The sequence below is a fragment of the Pseudomonas sp. B2021 genome, assembly GCF_018135665.1.
In the GTDB taxonomy this organism is placed as follows: Bacteria; Pseudomonadota; Gammaproteobacteria; order Pseudomonadales; family Pseudomonadaceae; genus Aquipseudomonas; species Aquipseudomonas lactis.
The window spans coordinates 2,347,451-2,362,765 of the sequence record NZ_SMOF01000001.1; the positions used below are offsets into that span (position 1 = coordinate 2,347,451).

Sequence of the window (15,315 nt, forward strand, 5' to 3'; positions counted from 1 at the left end):
CCAGTCCGGTATGGAGAGCATTCAATGAGCACCGACACCCCACCGTATTTTTTCAGCGAAACCCAAACTGATCGCACGCAACTGAGCGAGCGCCAACGCACCCGTAACTTTACCCTCAAGGACCTTGACTGGTTCGATTCCGTTTACCTGGCCACCGATGCTTTGCGCCAGGCACAAAAAGCACCGATGCACGTCCAGACCCTGCAGCTGAACGTGCTCGGTCAACCGGCTATTGAACTTGCAGGTGCATTCGTCATGAGCCCCGCCCCGGAAGGTGGGGTTATTCTCTATACGCCAGCGCGTGGTCTGGAAAAGCTGGAAAGCCATGAAGCACTCAAGACGCAACTGGGTTCGTGGCTCAAAGACGCGTCGCAGCGCCAAGCGTTGCTTGATTACCTTTCCATCTCCCAGCAACTAACCCTAACCCCCACTGCGACCCTGACGATTACCGCACACACCGTGGCCGGCGCTGTCTTCGAAGCACAACATACGACCCTCTCCAACAACCTGCTCGACAATGCCCGTTTGATGCGCGAGGAGCTGCTCAAACTGCCCAGTTTCACTTCGCTGCTGGATGAATACATTTGCACTGAATTGACGCAGTCTTTTACGGGGGGCGATCAGCACCACATCCAAGTGCAGAGTTATGTCATCGATGCATCCCGAAAATCAGGCAACTCTGATACGCCAACGCCCCGACATACGACCACCCGCTCCTTGAGCGAAACCGTGCTCAGGTATTTCGTCGCCAATGACTGGCCTGCCGGGGAGACCCGGCGCTATTACAACCCCCAGCAGCCTACTCAGGAAGCTGATGTTCAGTTGCGTTGGGACGTATCAGTCCAAGGATTGGCCCGGGGCTTGAAAGCCTATATGAAGCAACAGCCCAAGACATTTTGGGCGCTGCCGGCCGCCGCAGGGCTCTCACGACTACAACTTTTTACCCATGCTATGGCCAATGCCTTTTTCACGGTGGCGTTGGAGCAACAACAGCAAACTACGATTACGGTTGAGCAGCGTCTGCAACTACAGGCCTTGCCGCTCAAGGCTGCGCAGCCCGCGACAACGCTTGCTCCTGCGATCGATGTTGAAAAGGCACTGCTGAGTGAGCCTGAACAGGCCCCGGCCGAGCTGGCAGGCACACTCATCATCAGCAGTAACAAAAGCGACGATGGCTCGCCCTGGCTGCTCTATACCCCCCACCAGGGCCTGCAATCGTTTACCGAGTTGGGAGCACTCAAAACCCACCTGCTTGATGGTCTCAACCCGCGGCAGCATGCGGATGCCTGGAGATCACATCTATCCAGGCCGGAACGCTATGACGAAGTAGACCTGCTGGCTTGCGACGTCACCAAAGCCCCCATCACCGGGGTTATTTTCCAACGCATCATGGAGGGCATTGTCGAAAAACAAGGTCGCAATCTTGAATACGCCCTTGATCAGTATCGCCTTAGCCAGGGCACGATGGACCTCGACGCCCTGGTTGATCATGTGCTGGATGTGCGTGGCATGATTGACCCCACATTACTGACCTTCGACCCCATGGGGCGTTGGAGTACCCAGTTGGCAGAGACCTGGACGGCGACGGTGACTGAACCCAGGATTCCACCAACGCTGGCTGCAATGCGCACAACTGTGCATTTACTCGAAAATGTCAGCGCCGAAATCGAACAACACCTATCGTTTCACCCCTCGCTGGAGCGTTCCGTTATCACCTATCTCAATACCAAACTGCACGCCATCAAGCAGCAACACTTGCAGGCCGCGTGCCTCTCTGTACGCCAATACAGCAACCCTTCGAGTGACACTGACAAACCTCAACTGCTCTCATCGAGCAGTATGGTCGACTATTTTCTGGCGCGTTTATGTGGCGAAGCGGGCCCACTTATCGATCCGCTTAACACGCACGTCTATTCAACTGCTCCTGGCAAACCCGCCACCAAGGTCTCAGGCATGGACGCCACTACCTTCAATACGTTGATCAACAGTGCAGTCGGTGGGTTTAAACAGTACCTGTGTAGAACCCACAGCGTGTCCCCCAACATGCAACCCTTGCTGAGAAAGGCAATGGAGATGGGCTTGACAGGGGAAGTGCAAGTCAGGCTCTGGAACAATGCTTTATTGCCTCTCGACTACGAAGTGCTTTTGACCGTGTTAGGTATTTACGCCAGAGACTTACGCACTGGCGTCAATGGGTTCCGCCCTGATGCGTTTTCTTTGCAGGTCGTACCGACTGGGCAGAGTACCCCGCTGGTACTCAATAACTGTTTCGTGCTGACCGAGCGCGGTGGGCTTGACCCTCAATATTGCGGTCGCACGCTGCTATGGACACCCGAGTTGGGCCTGGAAAGTTTCCACTCATTGAGTCACTTCAAAGCAGAGCTGGACCGACGCCTGGCAATCCCGGACGAACGACAGGCTTTCCTGGCGAACCTGGCGCAACCGGATTGGGATTCACATCCGCGCTATGCGCTCAGTTCCCTTGAACTGATCGAGGATAACCTCGTCGAGCACTTGCAACGAACCTATGCTCAACAAAAAGACCGTGAGCTGACGCACATCCTGTCCATGAAACTGTCGGTCGAACAGTTGCGTAAGCTGTGGCAGGTTCAAGCCACACAAAACCTGGCGCCCACCAACGTGCAGCGTGCCATGGACATGGTCCGGGCCATGATCCTGCAACAGGGTTTGCAATGGTTCGGCAACGCCAGTGCTGTCGATCAACAGCTCTATGTCGAATTGTTGGAGCAGTATCGAAACAATGTCACCGACAATCAGGATTACCTGCACGGGATCGACTCCCTGGCTCAGTTCACGCGCAAGAAACTCCGCACTTTACTGAAGGCGCTTGATGTTCAGGACAGCGTCGCACCTGATGACGTCGAAGTCGGGCTACCGGGGCAGGGCAGTACACCTGCCCGCAATCAGTCGCTGCTGGACTATGCCTTGAGTCATCAATCGTATTGGAAGGATGAGGTGCCCCTCGTCGCCAGCACCGGGACAACGCCGCTGCCTGACACCCTGGATGGGCAGACGCTGAAAACGCGGACACAGGCGCTGAACATCAACGCGGCTTATCAAACGTACATCCAATCCGCATTGGGCTCTGCCAGCTCGGACTTTGCGCAACGCTCTACGCGATTCGCCAAGCAACTGCCGTGGCAACTGATGCAATACGCGCATGGCATGAGGTTGCAAGGCCAGCTTTCAGAGGCGGCCTTCGGGCTCATTCAACAGATCATGGACATGCCCGATGCGATCGCTCGTGCGACAGTGGTGGATGCCAACGCGATGATCCGCCCTTTGCAACTGCTGGTTGATGGAGGGAGGAAGACGATCAAGATCCCTGGGGTTTACCTGATCGGTCCCACCTCGGGTGACGAGGGGCCTCTAGTCCTTTATGCCCCCTATAGCCCAGGCTACACCCTTAAGGAATACACGGTGGAGGCCGCACTGCGTGCCGAGTTGACAGCCTCTGGTGCCTTACAACGTTGGGTTCGGCTGGTGGTCCCGGCCGTTGACCACGCGGCACTGACCAGCGCACTGGAGCAACCCCAAGCCAACACCACTCTCCAACTGGCATCCAACCCCATCACCGCGCCCTTGTTCAACCAGTTGTATACCGACAATGTCGAGCTGCTGACAACGCTGCTGGGCTGCCAAAAAACCGCTGATGCAGGCACCGCCTGGGAGACGGCCAAGGCCGTGTTCTCTGAGGGAGTGAAGCAGGCCATCGTGTTTTTTGCCGGAAAACTGGCTTACCCCTTGGTGGTCTGGCAGAGCTTCAAACTGTTCAAAGCATCTTCCGAAGAGCTGCAAAGCCACCAATGGCATGAGGCACTGGGGCATTTCATTGGAGGGGTTGCCTTGCTGGTCGGTTTGCGCGATTCCATGCCTCCCGTATCAGAGGGCGGCATGCCCCCGGCACCCGAGCCGATCCCGCCGCCTTCCACACCTGCGGCCTCTGTGGTGTCCTGGCCCGCGCTGGACATTACCGCTGCTTCCCGCACCCGGCTCCAGCGTTTCGAAGTCCTTGAACCGAGCTTGGCCAACCTGATCAAAGACACCTCACTCAACCTTTACCGATCGACCTCCAACCATTACTACGCGGCGGTGGCAGGGAAAGTGTTCCAAGTCATCAAGCATGGCCAGGGTTGGCGCATCATCGGTGATGGCGAAGTCGGTCCTGAGGTACAGCTCAACCCTCGACAACAGTGGATGCTCAGTAGCGCCGGCCCAGTGATGACGGGGCGACGCACACTTGCACGATTACTTAATCGCTTCTACTCCGAGCCATTTGCGCGCTCCAGTATGAATGTATTGGCCAGCGGGATGCGCGAGATACGAGCGCTTTACGCTCGGGAATCCTGGGTTATCACCGATGCACTTGCCTTGGCGACGTTTTATGCAAAGAACGCCCAGGAAAATTTGCGCCTGATCGCACAAACCCCCCTTGCTGCACCTGAGCTCGTTAAACAGATCAAAGCGTTTTTCGGCTTGCAGACGCTCGAGGTCGAACACCTTGAAAAAATTCAGGAGATCGTCGATACGGTCTGCACTGCGTTGATGGAGCCCTCACTGACCTCCTCGGACTCAACGCGATTTGTCATTGGCCGTTCGCGGTTGCCGGCTCTTCAGGGCGGGCACACGTTGATGGCCTTTACGATTGTCCCTGACCCCCTTCAACTGGTGTACTTGACCGAGGTGTTTTTCAATCCAGGTCTGAAATACGGTCATTTGTTGATAAAACCGTTCTATGTCAGCGTCCATGCCCGTGCGACTACCCTCATTCACGAAGTCACTCATCATGTATGTGAGACGTTGGACTTGGCTTACGTGCATTCCACCCATCCCTTTGATGACCTGATTGACCCACAAACCCCTGAGGGCCGTAACACTAAAATAACCCTGGAAAACCGCCATCTTTCAAGGCTGTCGCTCAATACCCCGACCCATGAATTGTTCCAGGTTGTCGATATTGCAACCGGCCTCAAAACAGACCCTACACAGGGCACGGCGACACAGCATGTGCTCGACAGGCTGCTCACCGTTACCGGCACCCAAACCCTCGCCGATGCCCGGCGAGTTTTCCGCACCGATCCGCTTAAACGCATCCTGACGGTACTTAACAACGCCGACTCCGTCGCCTACCTGATTGCACAGCTGGGACGTCGAAAAGAGAGACCTGTTGGCCTGACCAGCGATTTGCCCTGATTTGCAATGCTCATGGCTACAGGCTCGCAGTGCAGCCCGTTGCAAAAGGACCCGGTGCGAGACGCTGCCGCCAACGACGGTGCAGTGTTGAAGGTGATCTATGCCGATGTGACGCCGCCCCTGGATCACAAGCTGTTTCTGGGGTTGCTGGCGAGCGTGCGGTAGCCCTGCAACGCCGGTTCACGGGGCAGCCGCTGGGTGCCCGGCTTGCTGAGCGCTATTCAATTTTTAGATAACCGTTGACAGTCCCCTGCGTCCCGCCCTCAATCGTCCCCGGCTGTGCGAGTTGATGGCCATCTGATAGTCATCTGAAAAGGGACCAAGGATATGGGCGTTTTCGATTACAAGAGCATGAAGGGCGAGCACGCCAAGGCGCTGCTGAACAATGCCTTGGTTTTATCCGAGTACGCGTATGACTCCACTGGCAAACCCCTGGCGACGGGTGGCTGGGCGCCTATTGGGGCGCAGGCACTGGGCGTGACGCAGAAGGTCGACACGCAAGGCACCTTTTGGGGCGAGACCGCCTTGGCCCCATCAGCCAACGTTGAGATTCTCGGGCAGTACGATGGGGGCGGCAGGCTGATTGCCATGGGCATCGCCTTTCGCGGCACGTCCTTTGGCTTGACCTGGGATGGCGCGGGTGATGTGGCCAGCGACCTGGCGGCCGCAGCACTGCCTGGATACGCCGCCAATTACGCCAAGTTCGCCTTCAGCGCCCTGCTCGAAAACGTCGCTCGTTACGCCGCGAGCCAGGGCTTGAGCGGCAAGGACATCCTGGTCACCGGCCATAGCCTCGGCGCACTGGGCGCCAACAGCGTGGCGACTTTGAGCCACGATCACTGGGGCGGTTTTTATCAGGACGCCAACTACGTAACCTTTGCCTCACCCACTCAACGTTCGGGTGACGCCCAGGTGTTGAATATCGGCTACGAGAACGACCCGGTGTTCAAAGCCATTGATGGCAAAGGCATCAATACCTCGGCACTCTTCTGGGGTAACGACCGGGGCTGGGATTCGGCCGCCAACAACCTCGTCATCTTTACGGATAATTACGCGTCGTTCTCGGCACATTTACCCAATACGCTGAATTGGGGCGTTGCCAAGGCTCACTCCTTGAGCGGTTATATCGAAGGCTTGGGGCGTATCGCGTCCTCCGAGTTCTACGACCTGACGAGCAAGGATTCGACCATCGTGGTCTCCAGCCTCACAGAGGCTGCGCGTGAAACCACCTGGGTAGAAGACCTGAACCGCTACGCTGAAAAACACACCGGTAACACCTTTATCCTCGGCACCGAGGGCAACGACCTGCTCAAGGGCGGAGCCGGCAATGACTTCCTGGAAGGCGGCGGCGGCAATGATCGTTTTCGCGATGATGGCGGCTACAACATCCTGCTGGGCGGGCAGGGCGATAACGTCTTCGAACTGCACAAACCACTGGCCAGCTTCGGCTTTGCCAACGATGGCGATGGCACGCTCTATATCAACGACGCCTATGGCGGCATCAGTATGACCCGGGATATTGGTGCGCTGGTGAGCCAAGAGAAGTCCTACATATTGTGGAATTCAGTCCCCTGGAGCACCTACGACGTCACCTATAACGTAACCGGCCAAGGCCTGCTGGCCGGCACAGCCTTGACGCCCTACACGGCCTCTGCCAACGGCGATGCGCAGGACAATATCCTCACCGCTCATGCTGCAGGGGAATGGTTATTCGGTTTGGGCGGTGACGATCATTTGATCGGTGGCCAGGGCAATAATGTGTTCGTCGGTGGGGAGGGCAATGACCTGATGGTGTCGGGTGGTGGCAGCAATACTTTCCTGTTCAACGGCCTCTTTGGCAATGACCGGATCGAGGGGTACCAGGGCAGCGATAAACTGGTGTTCATGGGGATTCCTGACCTGGGCCAGCAATACGATTTCCGCTCCCATGTCTCGATGTTCGAGGACAACGCGCTGCTGTCCTTCGGGGACAATTCTGTGACGTTGGTTGGCGTGAACATGACTCAACTCAATGGTGCAGGCATTTCTATTTCCTGAATATCCACCCAATGGGCTGTTGAACCTGTGGCGAGGGAGCTTGCTCCCGTGACGGCCCCTCAGCCGACACATACCTCCCTGACGCCCCAGGAACCAAAATGTGGGAGCTGGCTTGCCTGCGATGGCGGCTGTCCGGCCGCCACGGGTGCAAGCCCCCGCGCCACAGGTGCAGCGAATATTCACCGCGGGTTTGTCATCGAGCTCAAAGCCGCTACCTCATAGCCTCCGGTTACTTGAGCGTAACGTCGAGCATCGGCGGGATGTAACCGTAGTCATACTCAGCGACCACAAACGTTTGCTGCCCTTTGATCTTGATGCCCACCGTCGGTGCTTCGGTGCCGCCGATACGGATCTGCGTGCCGGTGTCGTCGGTCGGTACGCTGTCGATGAAGGAGGTCACCAGGCCGTTGGGCATGACGCAGTGCGAGTAGGTCTGGAACGGTTGGGAGGACGGGTTGCCCAGTACCAGACCAGAGCCGTTCAACGGCACATACGGACCGAACAGCGAATCGGCGACGAATCCGTACACGCCGTCCGGGCCGGTCACGCCGTCGGCGTAGGTGAAGGTGTGGCTGATGGTGAACAGGTAGTACTTGCCGTCCTGGAACACGAAGTGCGGGCGTTCGGTCTGGTCGTTGACGCCCACCGCGGTCAGCAGAGGTGGCAGCATTTCCCAGTCGTCGCCGTCTTCGTCGCGGGCCACGGCGATACCGACGCAGGCAGTCTGGAAGCGCGAGTTACCGACGTCTTCATAACCTGGCGGCACGTCGCCGATTTCGGCTTTACCGACCTTGTGCGAGCCGCGTTCGCCGGCCACGTTGCCTTCGAACAGCATGTACAGCTTGCCGTCTTTCGGGTCGCGGAACGGCCATGGATCGCGAAAGCCCCAGAACGCATTTTGCGCTTCGGTCTGGTACATCTTGCCGTCCGCCTCGAACAGCGGCTTGACCTTCTCAAAGCCCACCAGGCTGACGCCATGCTCGGTGGTCACCACGCGGCCACGCACCTTGACGATGGTCGCGCCGGGCGTGACGGCAGTGTAGTACAGGTCTACTTCGCCTTGCTCGTTCAACAGGATCGGCGTGCCGGCCCATTCGCGCACGGTGGGCGAAACCCCTTCAGCCATCACTCGGCCGCCGAGCTTCCAGTCTTTGCCGGTGCGGGAGAACCAGTAGTACATCTTTGCCCGGCCATGGCGATCGTTCCAGTCGCGGATGACGTCGTAGTTGCCATTCTGATCGAGGTATTGCGGGTCGTTCGGGTGGCGATCCGCGGTGAGGGTGAAGATCACCGACCAGCCATCGACGGAGGTGATGTTGCCGTCGATATCACGCAGCGGCATGGTGTCCCAGATAAACACCTCGTCACTCAATACCGGGAAGTTCGCGCTGACCAGCGGCTGGGTGGTGGTGGGGTCGTCCGCATGCACTTTAAGCGCATCGGCGCGGGTCCACAGGCTGGGTTGATGGGGTGTTTTGCCAAATTTCGAAGGGGTGCTTTTCATAGTAAGTCTCGTCCATGAAGGGAATCAAATTACTGTATTCATATACAGTGATTTGACTTTAGAAGACTCGATTCCCGTGGTCAAGGCAAAAAATGCATTTGTGCATGATTTGGCTTTTTATAGGAGCTGAGACGTTTCAGCTTGTCTTGTTTGAAGAGGTTCGATCATTAAGTAGATCGGCGAAGTTGCCCGCATGATGGCGGCAAACCAAGCGCCAGGCAGAGAACCTAAAAATAATGAACCCTGCCCGCACCCGCGCACCAAAAGTTACATAACCTGGAGGTGCATCATGCAAACCACTTACTTCTGGATAGGCCTGGCAGTTATCCTCGTACTGCTCGATGCGTGGATCATCAACAGCATCTGGCGCAGCGATAACGCCTCGGCAAGCAAGGCAGGCTGGAGTGCGGTAGTCGTGGTACTGCCGTTCCTGGGCGCCGCGATATGGGCGATTGCCGGCCCACGGGGTGTCACCAAGGGACCGTCTTCTCCCGAGCACAGCAAGGGTTGAGTCCGGGCCCGGCTATGAACAACCCAGACCCTGACGACTTACACAGCCGCAATTATCCGGTGCAGGAAAACATGGCCTTGCAGCGCAAGGTCTGGCGCTTTGAGCGGGTGGGGTGGTATGCGCTGCTGGTGTTGATCGGGCTGAGCCTGGCGGGCCTGTTTTCCAGCGGGCCACTGAGCACCCGTGAGGTGCGCAGTGCCGATGGGCAGTTGCGCGTGGAGTACCAACGCTTTTTACGCAATGGCGCTTCCGATGGGCTGGTGATTCATGTGCTAGGTAAGGCCCAAGAGCCCTTGGAGATTGAGTTGAGCGGTGAGCTGCTGCGCGGTTTCAATATCGAGATGCTGCAGCCTCAGCCGCTCAAGGCCAGGGCGGCCGGGGAGGGTGTGAGCGTCTGGATGCTGAGTGACAGCGCCGGCCAGGCCGTGTTGTACCTGACCTTGCGCAGCGACACGGTGGGCAGCGTGGATACCCAGGTGTCGCGACCAGAAACGGGCGCGTCCGTGCGCTTTTCTCAGTTCATCTACCCTTGAACGCCTGCCCCACGCCTAGGGGCGGGAGCGGCACAGTTTTTCGATCAAGGTGATGAGCGAATCATGGCCAACGGGTTTGCTGACATGCGCATTAAAGCCCGATTCAGTCGCCTTTTTCTGGTCATTGCCAGCGCCATAGCCCGTTAAGGCGATGGCGGGAGCCTGTCGAAGGTGGCCTACTTTACGCAGCTTCTGCATCAGCTCATGGCCATTCATTTTCGGCATGCCGATGTCCGAAATAATCACGTCGTAATGGGCATCCCGGGCTGTTTCAAGCGCGCTCAAAGGGTCGCTGAAGGCGCTCACTTGGGCGCCTTCCATTTCCAGCAGCATGTTCAGCACCTCAAGGACTTCGGCTGAATCATCGACCAGTAGAACCTTGAGGCCATTGAGGCGCTGATCTTCGTTCTGGGTAGCGCCGCTATCGAGCAGATGATCCTGCTGTACGCACAGAGGCAGCCAGATCGAGAAGGTGCAACCGAAGCCCAACCCTCGCGACTGCACACTCACCGAACCACCATGGGCCTCCACCAACTGCCGTACCAGCGACAAGCCAATGCCCAGGCCTTCACGCTGATGGGTCTGATGCTGATTTTCCGCTTGCCCGAACAGGTCGAAGATTTTCTCCAGGCTGTCTGCGGCCAGGCCTGCGCCGCTGTCGATGACGTCCAGTTGCGCGCGCCCGTCCGTTCGGCTGACCACCAACTGCACCTGGCCGTCCTCGGGGGTGAATTTCAGGGCGTTGTTGACCAGGTTCCAGATCACTTGCTCGATGCGCGTCGGGTCTACGTCAACGATCAACGGGCCCGGCACCGAAGGTGTCTGAAGGCTGACCTGGCGACGATGACCGTCGGCAAGCACCACGCTATGAATGTCCTTGAGGGTGCGAATCAGGTCGATCGGTTGCTTTTTCAGCTTCAGCTTGCCCGTGCGAACCCGGGCGACGTCCAGCAGGTCGTCAATGATCCGCGCCTGGCTGGACACCGCTTCGCAGATGGTATTGACCGCCTTGATGGCCGGGCCCGCAACCTTGGTGGCGGGCAAGCGCCGCAACAGTTCGGCGTTCAGCTGGATCAGGTTCAACGGATGCTTGAGTTCGTGGGACATCACCGCGAAGAACTCATCCTTGAGGTGGCTGTTGGTCTGGGTTTCCTTCAAGCGCTGATTCTGTTCATCTTGCGTGCGCTTGTGGCCGGTAAGGTCGCGGGCAATCTTGACGTAGCCGCGCAAACTGTTGCTCTTGAGCTGGGTGACCTCGCCACTGCAATAGAAGCGGCTGCCGTCCTTGCGCACGTGCCAGCGTTCATCTTCGCCACGCCCATGTTCGCGGGCGGTGCGCAGTTCGCTCTCCGGCACGCCAGCGGAGCGGTCTTCCAGGGAGAAAATCAGGTCGTAATAAGCGCCCAGCACCTCGTCCTTGGTGTAGCCGAAGATCAGTTCGGCACCGGTGTTCCAGTCGGTGATGGCGCCATGATCATCGAGGATGATGATGGCAAAGTCATGGGTGCTCTCGGCGACCAGGCGCATGCGCTCCTCGCCCAGGCGCAGTTCCTCTTCGGCCTGGCGCCGCTTGGTGATATCAATGAAGGTCAGCACGGTGCCGTCAATGTGATCTTCGCTGGAGCGGTACGGCAGTAACCGCGCAATGTACCAGCGGTCGTCGTTGCTGCTGATTTCCCGCTCGATCATGCTCAGCGACTCAAACACGGTGGTGGCGTCTTCGGTCATTTGCGGGTAATCGAGGCGGTGGGTGATGTCCAGCAGCGAACGCCCGGTGTCCACGGGCAGCATGCTAAAAATATCCGTGGCCCGCGGTGTGAACCAGCGAATGCGCATGTTGCGGTCGACGAAGACCGTGGCAATGTCGGTGGACGCGATCAGGTTGGTCAGGTAATCGTTGACCTTGTCCGTCTCTTCCACCTTGGTCTTGAGCTCGAAATTGACGGTCAGCAATTCTTCGTTGATCGACTGCAACTCTTCCTTGCTGGTTTCCAGCTCCTCGGTGGCCGAGCGCAGTTCTTCGTTGACCGCCTGCATTTCTTCGTTGGAGGCCTTGAGTTCCTCGCTGGAGACTTCCGCCTGTTCGATGGTGTCCTGCAGGTGCAACTTGGTGCGTTGCAGCTCGCGCTCCAGGTTGCTCATGATCGCGTTTTCGGCCTGGCTGACGGCGTCGATGTCGGGCAGCAACGGGTCGACGGCGGTTTCCTGGAAGATCACCAGCACGTAGTCGTTTTCGGTCGCTTCATCGCGGTAGGGGCGGGCGCTGATGTCCACCAGGAAGGGGCCTTGCTCGCGTTGGATGCGGATCTTGCGCGAAGACACCGGGTTATTCGATTGCTGGACCTGGAACAGCGTGGTGCGAATATCCAGGCGCAAATCGGGGTGCACCAGCGTCAGCAGGTTGTGCGTCACCTCGCCGGCCACGTAGCGCAGGAAGCGACCTGCGCCTTCGCTCATGTGCAGGATATCGGCCTGCATATTCACGATAACGCTGGGCGGCGCGGCTTTTTCCAGGGCGCGCAGATGGATGTCCGCGAACGAGACCTTGTTGGGCGCCTTGGTTTCAATCGCCAGTGTCGTGGTGCTCGGGCGCAGATAACCGCCTCGCGGCATGGTCGGGGCGCGGCGCACGGCGGACGAGCCGGCACGCACCCTGAAAATGCGGTTGCGCTTGTCCACCGGTACGAACAGGTCCAGGCAGCCGTCGGCCGACTCCGAAGAGCCGAGGAACAGGTAGCCACCGGGGCGCAACGCGAAGTGGAACATTTGCAGGATGTCGCGCTGCACTTCGCGGTCCAGGTAGATCAACAGGTTGCGGCACACGATCAGGTCGATCTGCGAGAACGGTGGGTCGGCCAGCAGGCTGTGTTTGGCGAACAGCACCTTCTCGCGAATTTCCTTGCGCACCCGGTAGTGCTGATTCTTCTCCTTGGCAAAGTACTGGCGCAACCGTTGAGGCGGTACGTCGGTGATGATCGCTTCGGGGTACACACCATTGCGGCCATGGGTAATGGCCCGCTCATCAATATCGGTGGCAAACACCTGCATCTTTGCGCCGCTGGCATCCAGCGCCAGTTGTTCGGCCACCAGCATCGCCAGGCTGTAGGCCTCCTCACCAGTGGAGCAACCCGCCGACCAGATACGCACCTCCTCACGGTGCGGCACGCTGTCTTCCAGTGACTTCACCAGGTTGGGAATCACGTCTCGCTCAAGGGCTTCGAAGGCCTCGCGGTCGCGGAAGAAGTTGGTCACGCCAATCAGCATGTCGCCCAGCAACGCCTTGGTTTCGTCCGGGTTGGCCTGGAGGAAGTTGTAATAGGTGGCCAGGTCGGGTTGAGCCGTGACCTGCAAGCGCCGCTCGATACGCCGTAACACCGTGGCGCGTTTGTAATGCTTGAAGTCATGCCCGGTACTGGCGCGCAGCTGGATCAAAATATCCAGCAACAGCTGCTCGGCCACGGCGGCATCGCGTTCGGAGCTGGGTGGGGTGGTCTTGATCTCCGGGTCGTTGGCGGTGGGCAGGACAATCGACTGGGCATTGCGCCACAGTTCCAGCAGCTTCTGCGGCATTTCCACCACAGGCAGCACCAGGTCGACCATCTGCGTTTCGATGGCCGCCAGCGGCATGCCATCGTACTCGGCGTCTTCCGGGGCTTGCACCAGGGTGATGCCGCCTTGCTCTTTGATCCGTGACAGCCCCACCGCGCCGTCTGAGCCGGTACCGGACAGGATCAGGCAAAACGCGCGTTCTTTATGGGTGTCTGCCAGGTCGCGAAAAAACAGGTCGATGGCAATGTGCGTCCCGTCTTCACGTACGGCAGGCGAGACCGCGAGGTAGCCATCGTTCATCTTCAACAGCTGCGCCGGTGAGATGACGTACACGTGGTTCTTTTCGATGGGCGTGGCGTCATTGACCTGCGACACCGGCATGCGGGTCGTTTGCTGGATGATCTTGTCTGCCACGCTTTGATGGTCGGGCGAAAGATGCAGGATCACCACGAAGGCCATGCCGCAGTCTTTGGGCATGTGCTCAAAAAGCGCTTTCACGGCTTGCAACCCGCCCGCTGACGCACCGATACCCACCACCGGGAAACTCAGGTTACTGGGGGTCAGATCTTTGCGTTGCGGTACGTTGGGGGACCGCGGGGGGGCAGACTTCATAAATACCAACCTTGGTTAACGGCGCACAGGAAGACGGGGTGTAGAGGGAAGAACTTGAACAACGAGGGCGAGGGCTGAACCGACAGTGAAATATAGCTGAAAACCTGCTGCCAACAAAAAATGCCTTGAGGCCACCCGGTCATTCGACGGACCACTACGCCCCGGTTGAGACGCGCAACCGTCGGAAGGTTTAATCAAACTGACGAGTGGCCACCGTGGGTGCACGGTTATCCGATTTTCTGAAAATCCGTCTGAACTTCGCTTGCTGGCAAACCCTCGCAAAGAGAAACCCACCCAGGAGAAGCTCTGATGAACAGCTATCCAAAACCACCGTTCCAACCCCAGCAACAGTCCGTACCCGGTGAGCAGCGCAAGATGGACCCGATGCCCGATTGCGGTGAGCAGTCGTACCAAGGCTCGGGCCGGCTCGCGAATAAAATCGCCTTGGTCACCGGAGCCGACAGCGGCATCGGGCGGGCGGTGGCCATTGCCTTCGCACGTGAAGGCGCGGACGTGGCAGTGTCGTACCTGGATGAACATGAAGACGCCAAGGAGACCGCACGCTGGGTCGAGGCGGCGGGTCGTCAATGCCTGTTACTGCCCGGCGACCTGGGCGATGCGGCGCAGTGCACGGCCATCGTCAACGACACCGTGGAGAAGTTCGGCCGCATCGATGTGCTGGTCAACAACGCAGCGTTCCAGATGACCTATCAGTCTCTGGAAGACATCCCCGATGAGGACTGGGTGAAAACCTTTAACGTCAACATCACCGCGATGTTCCGCATCTGCAAGGCCGCGCTGCCTCACATGGCCGAGGGCAGTTCGATCATCAATACCAGCTCGGTCAACTCCGACATGCCCAACCCCAGCCTGTTGCCCTATGCGGCCACCAAAGGCGCGATTGCCAACTTCACCGCCGGCCTGGCGCAGATGCTCGGCGAGCGCGGGATTCGCGTCAACAGCGTGGCACCCGGGCCCATCTGGACACCGTTGATCGTCTCGACAATGACGGAGGATATGGTGAAAAACTTTGGTGGCAACACCCCACTGGGACGTCCCGGCCAGCCGGTGGAAGTGGCGCCGATCTATGTGCTGCTGGCGTCGGATGAGGGTAGTTACATCTCCGGCGAACGCTACGGTGTGACGGGTGGCAAGCCGATACTTTGATCAGTGATTGAGGAGGGCGGTATGAGCGAAGCCTCGAAGCACCACGAACCGAATCATTCCGAGCGCAAGGTGCGCCCGCCGGCAGCGAAGCGAAACGATAAATCGCAGGCTCCGGCAGGCGGACAACAGGCAAAGGAGCAAGGCGGTGTTGCTCCCGGCGGGCCTTCGACAGACCCTGAGTCAGGGGC

Annotated in this window: 8 protein-coding genes; 6 read left to right on the forward strand and 2 right to left on the reverse strand. The window is 58.5% G+C overall.

The annotated features are described in order from the left end of the window. The first annotated feature begins 24 nt into the window (after positions 1–24). The 3 genes from E1K68_RS10695 (at position 25) to E1K68_RS10705 (ending at position 7,251) form a co-directional block, all read left to right on the forward strand. The gene (locus E1K68_RS10695) at positions 25–5,214 is read left to right on the forward strand and encodes a DUF6543 domain-containing protein (RefSeq protein WP_212614062.1); all 5,190 of its coding nucleotides are present in this window, start codon (positions 25–27) and stop codon (positions 5,212–5,214) included. 6 nt (positions 5,215–5,220) lie between these two features. Beyond that, complete coding sequence (locus E1K68_RS10700) at positions 5,221–5,379, forward strand: hypothetical protein (RefSeq protein WP_158497570.1); 159 nt, start codon at positions 5,221–5,223, stop codon at positions 5,377–5,379. A gap of 162 nt (positions 5,380–5,541) precedes the next feature. Next, entirely contained in the window at positions 5,542–7,251 is a 1,710-nt protein-coding gene (locus E1K68_RS10705) for a polyurethanase (protein ID WP_212614063.1), read from the forward strand. Between the two features lie 229 nt (positions 7,252–7,480). Here E1K68_RS10705 and E1K68_RS10710 read toward each other — a convergent pair whose 3' ends face one another. Further along, a complete protein-coding gene (locus E1K68_RS10710) occupies positions 7,481–8,755 on the reverse strand; it encodes a glycoside hydrolase family 68 protein (protein ID WP_034127090.1) in 1,275 nt (424 codons plus the stop codon). Positions 8,756–9,044: 289 nt separating this feature from the next. On the opposite strand from E1K68_RS10710, the gene E1K68_RS10715 reads away from it, so the two are divergent. Further along, a complete protein-coding gene (locus tag E1K68_RS10715) occupies positions 9,045–9,266 on the forward strand; it encodes a PLD nuclease N-terminal domain-containing protein (RefSeq protein ID WP_003190416.1) in 222 nt (73 codons plus the stop codon). A gap of 14 nt (positions 9,267–9,280) precedes the next feature. Next, on the forward strand, positions 9,281–9,799 hold the full coding sequence (locus tag E1K68_RS10720) for a hypothetical protein (protein WP_120248352.1): 519 nt from the start codon (positions 9,281–9,283) through the stop codon (positions 9,797–9,799). A 15-nt stretch (positions 9,800–9,814) separates the two neighbouring features. On the opposite strand, the gene E1K68_RS10725 is transcribed toward E1K68_RS10720, so the two are convergent. Further along, positions 9,815–13,960, reverse strand: coding sequence for a CheR family methyltransferase (locus E1K68_RS10725; protein WP_212614064.1), 4,146 nt, complete (start codon positions 13,958–13,960; stop codon positions 9,815–9,817). Positions 13,961–14,269: 309 nt separating this feature from the next. Here E1K68_RS10725 and E1K68_RS10730 point away from each other — a divergent pair, with 309 nt between their 5' ends. After that, positions 14,270–15,127 carry an SDR family oxidoreductase gene (locus E1K68_RS10730; RefSeq protein WP_034135306.1) on the forward strand — a complete coding sequence of 286 codons (858 nt, stop codon included), beginning with the start codon at positions 14,270–14,272 and terminating at the stop codon, positions 15,125–15,127. The last annotated feature ends 188 nt before the right edge of the window (positions 15,128–15,315 follow it).

Bases quoted from the DNA above. Each gene is read 5' to 3' on its own strand.
- E1K68_RS10720 (WP_120248352.1), top strand. From the start codon at position 9,281: ATGAACAACCCAGACCCTGACGACTTACACAGCCGCAATTATCCGGTG.
- E1K68_RS10730 (WP_034135306.1), top strand. From the start codon at position 14,270: ATGAACAGCTATCCAAAACCACCGTTCCAACCCCAGCAACAGTCCGTA.
- E1K68_RS10725 (WP_212614064.1), bottom strand. From the start codon at position 13,960: ATGAAGTCTGCCCCCCCGCGGTCCCCCAACGTACCGCAACGCAAAGAT.
- E1K68_RS10710 (WP_034127090.1), bottom strand. From the start codon at position 8,755: ATGAAAAGCACCCCTTCGAAATTTGGCAAAACACCCCATCAACCCAGC.
- E1K68_RS10705 (WP_212614063.1), top strand. From the start codon at position 5,542: ATGGGCGTTTTCGATTACAAGAGCATGAAGGGCGAGCACGCCAAGGCG.
- E1K68_RS10695 (WP_212614062.1), top strand. From the start codon at position 25: ATGAGCACCGACACCCCACCGTATTTTTTCAGCGAAACCCAAACTGAT.
- E1K68_RS10700 (WP_158497570.1), top strand. From the start codon at position 5,221: ATGCTCATGGCTACAGGCTCGCAGTGCAGCCCGTTGCAAAAGGACCCG.
- E1K68_RS10715 (WP_003190416.1), top strand. From the start codon at position 9,045: ATGCAAACCACTTACTTCTGGATAGGCCTGGCAGTTATCCTCGTACTG.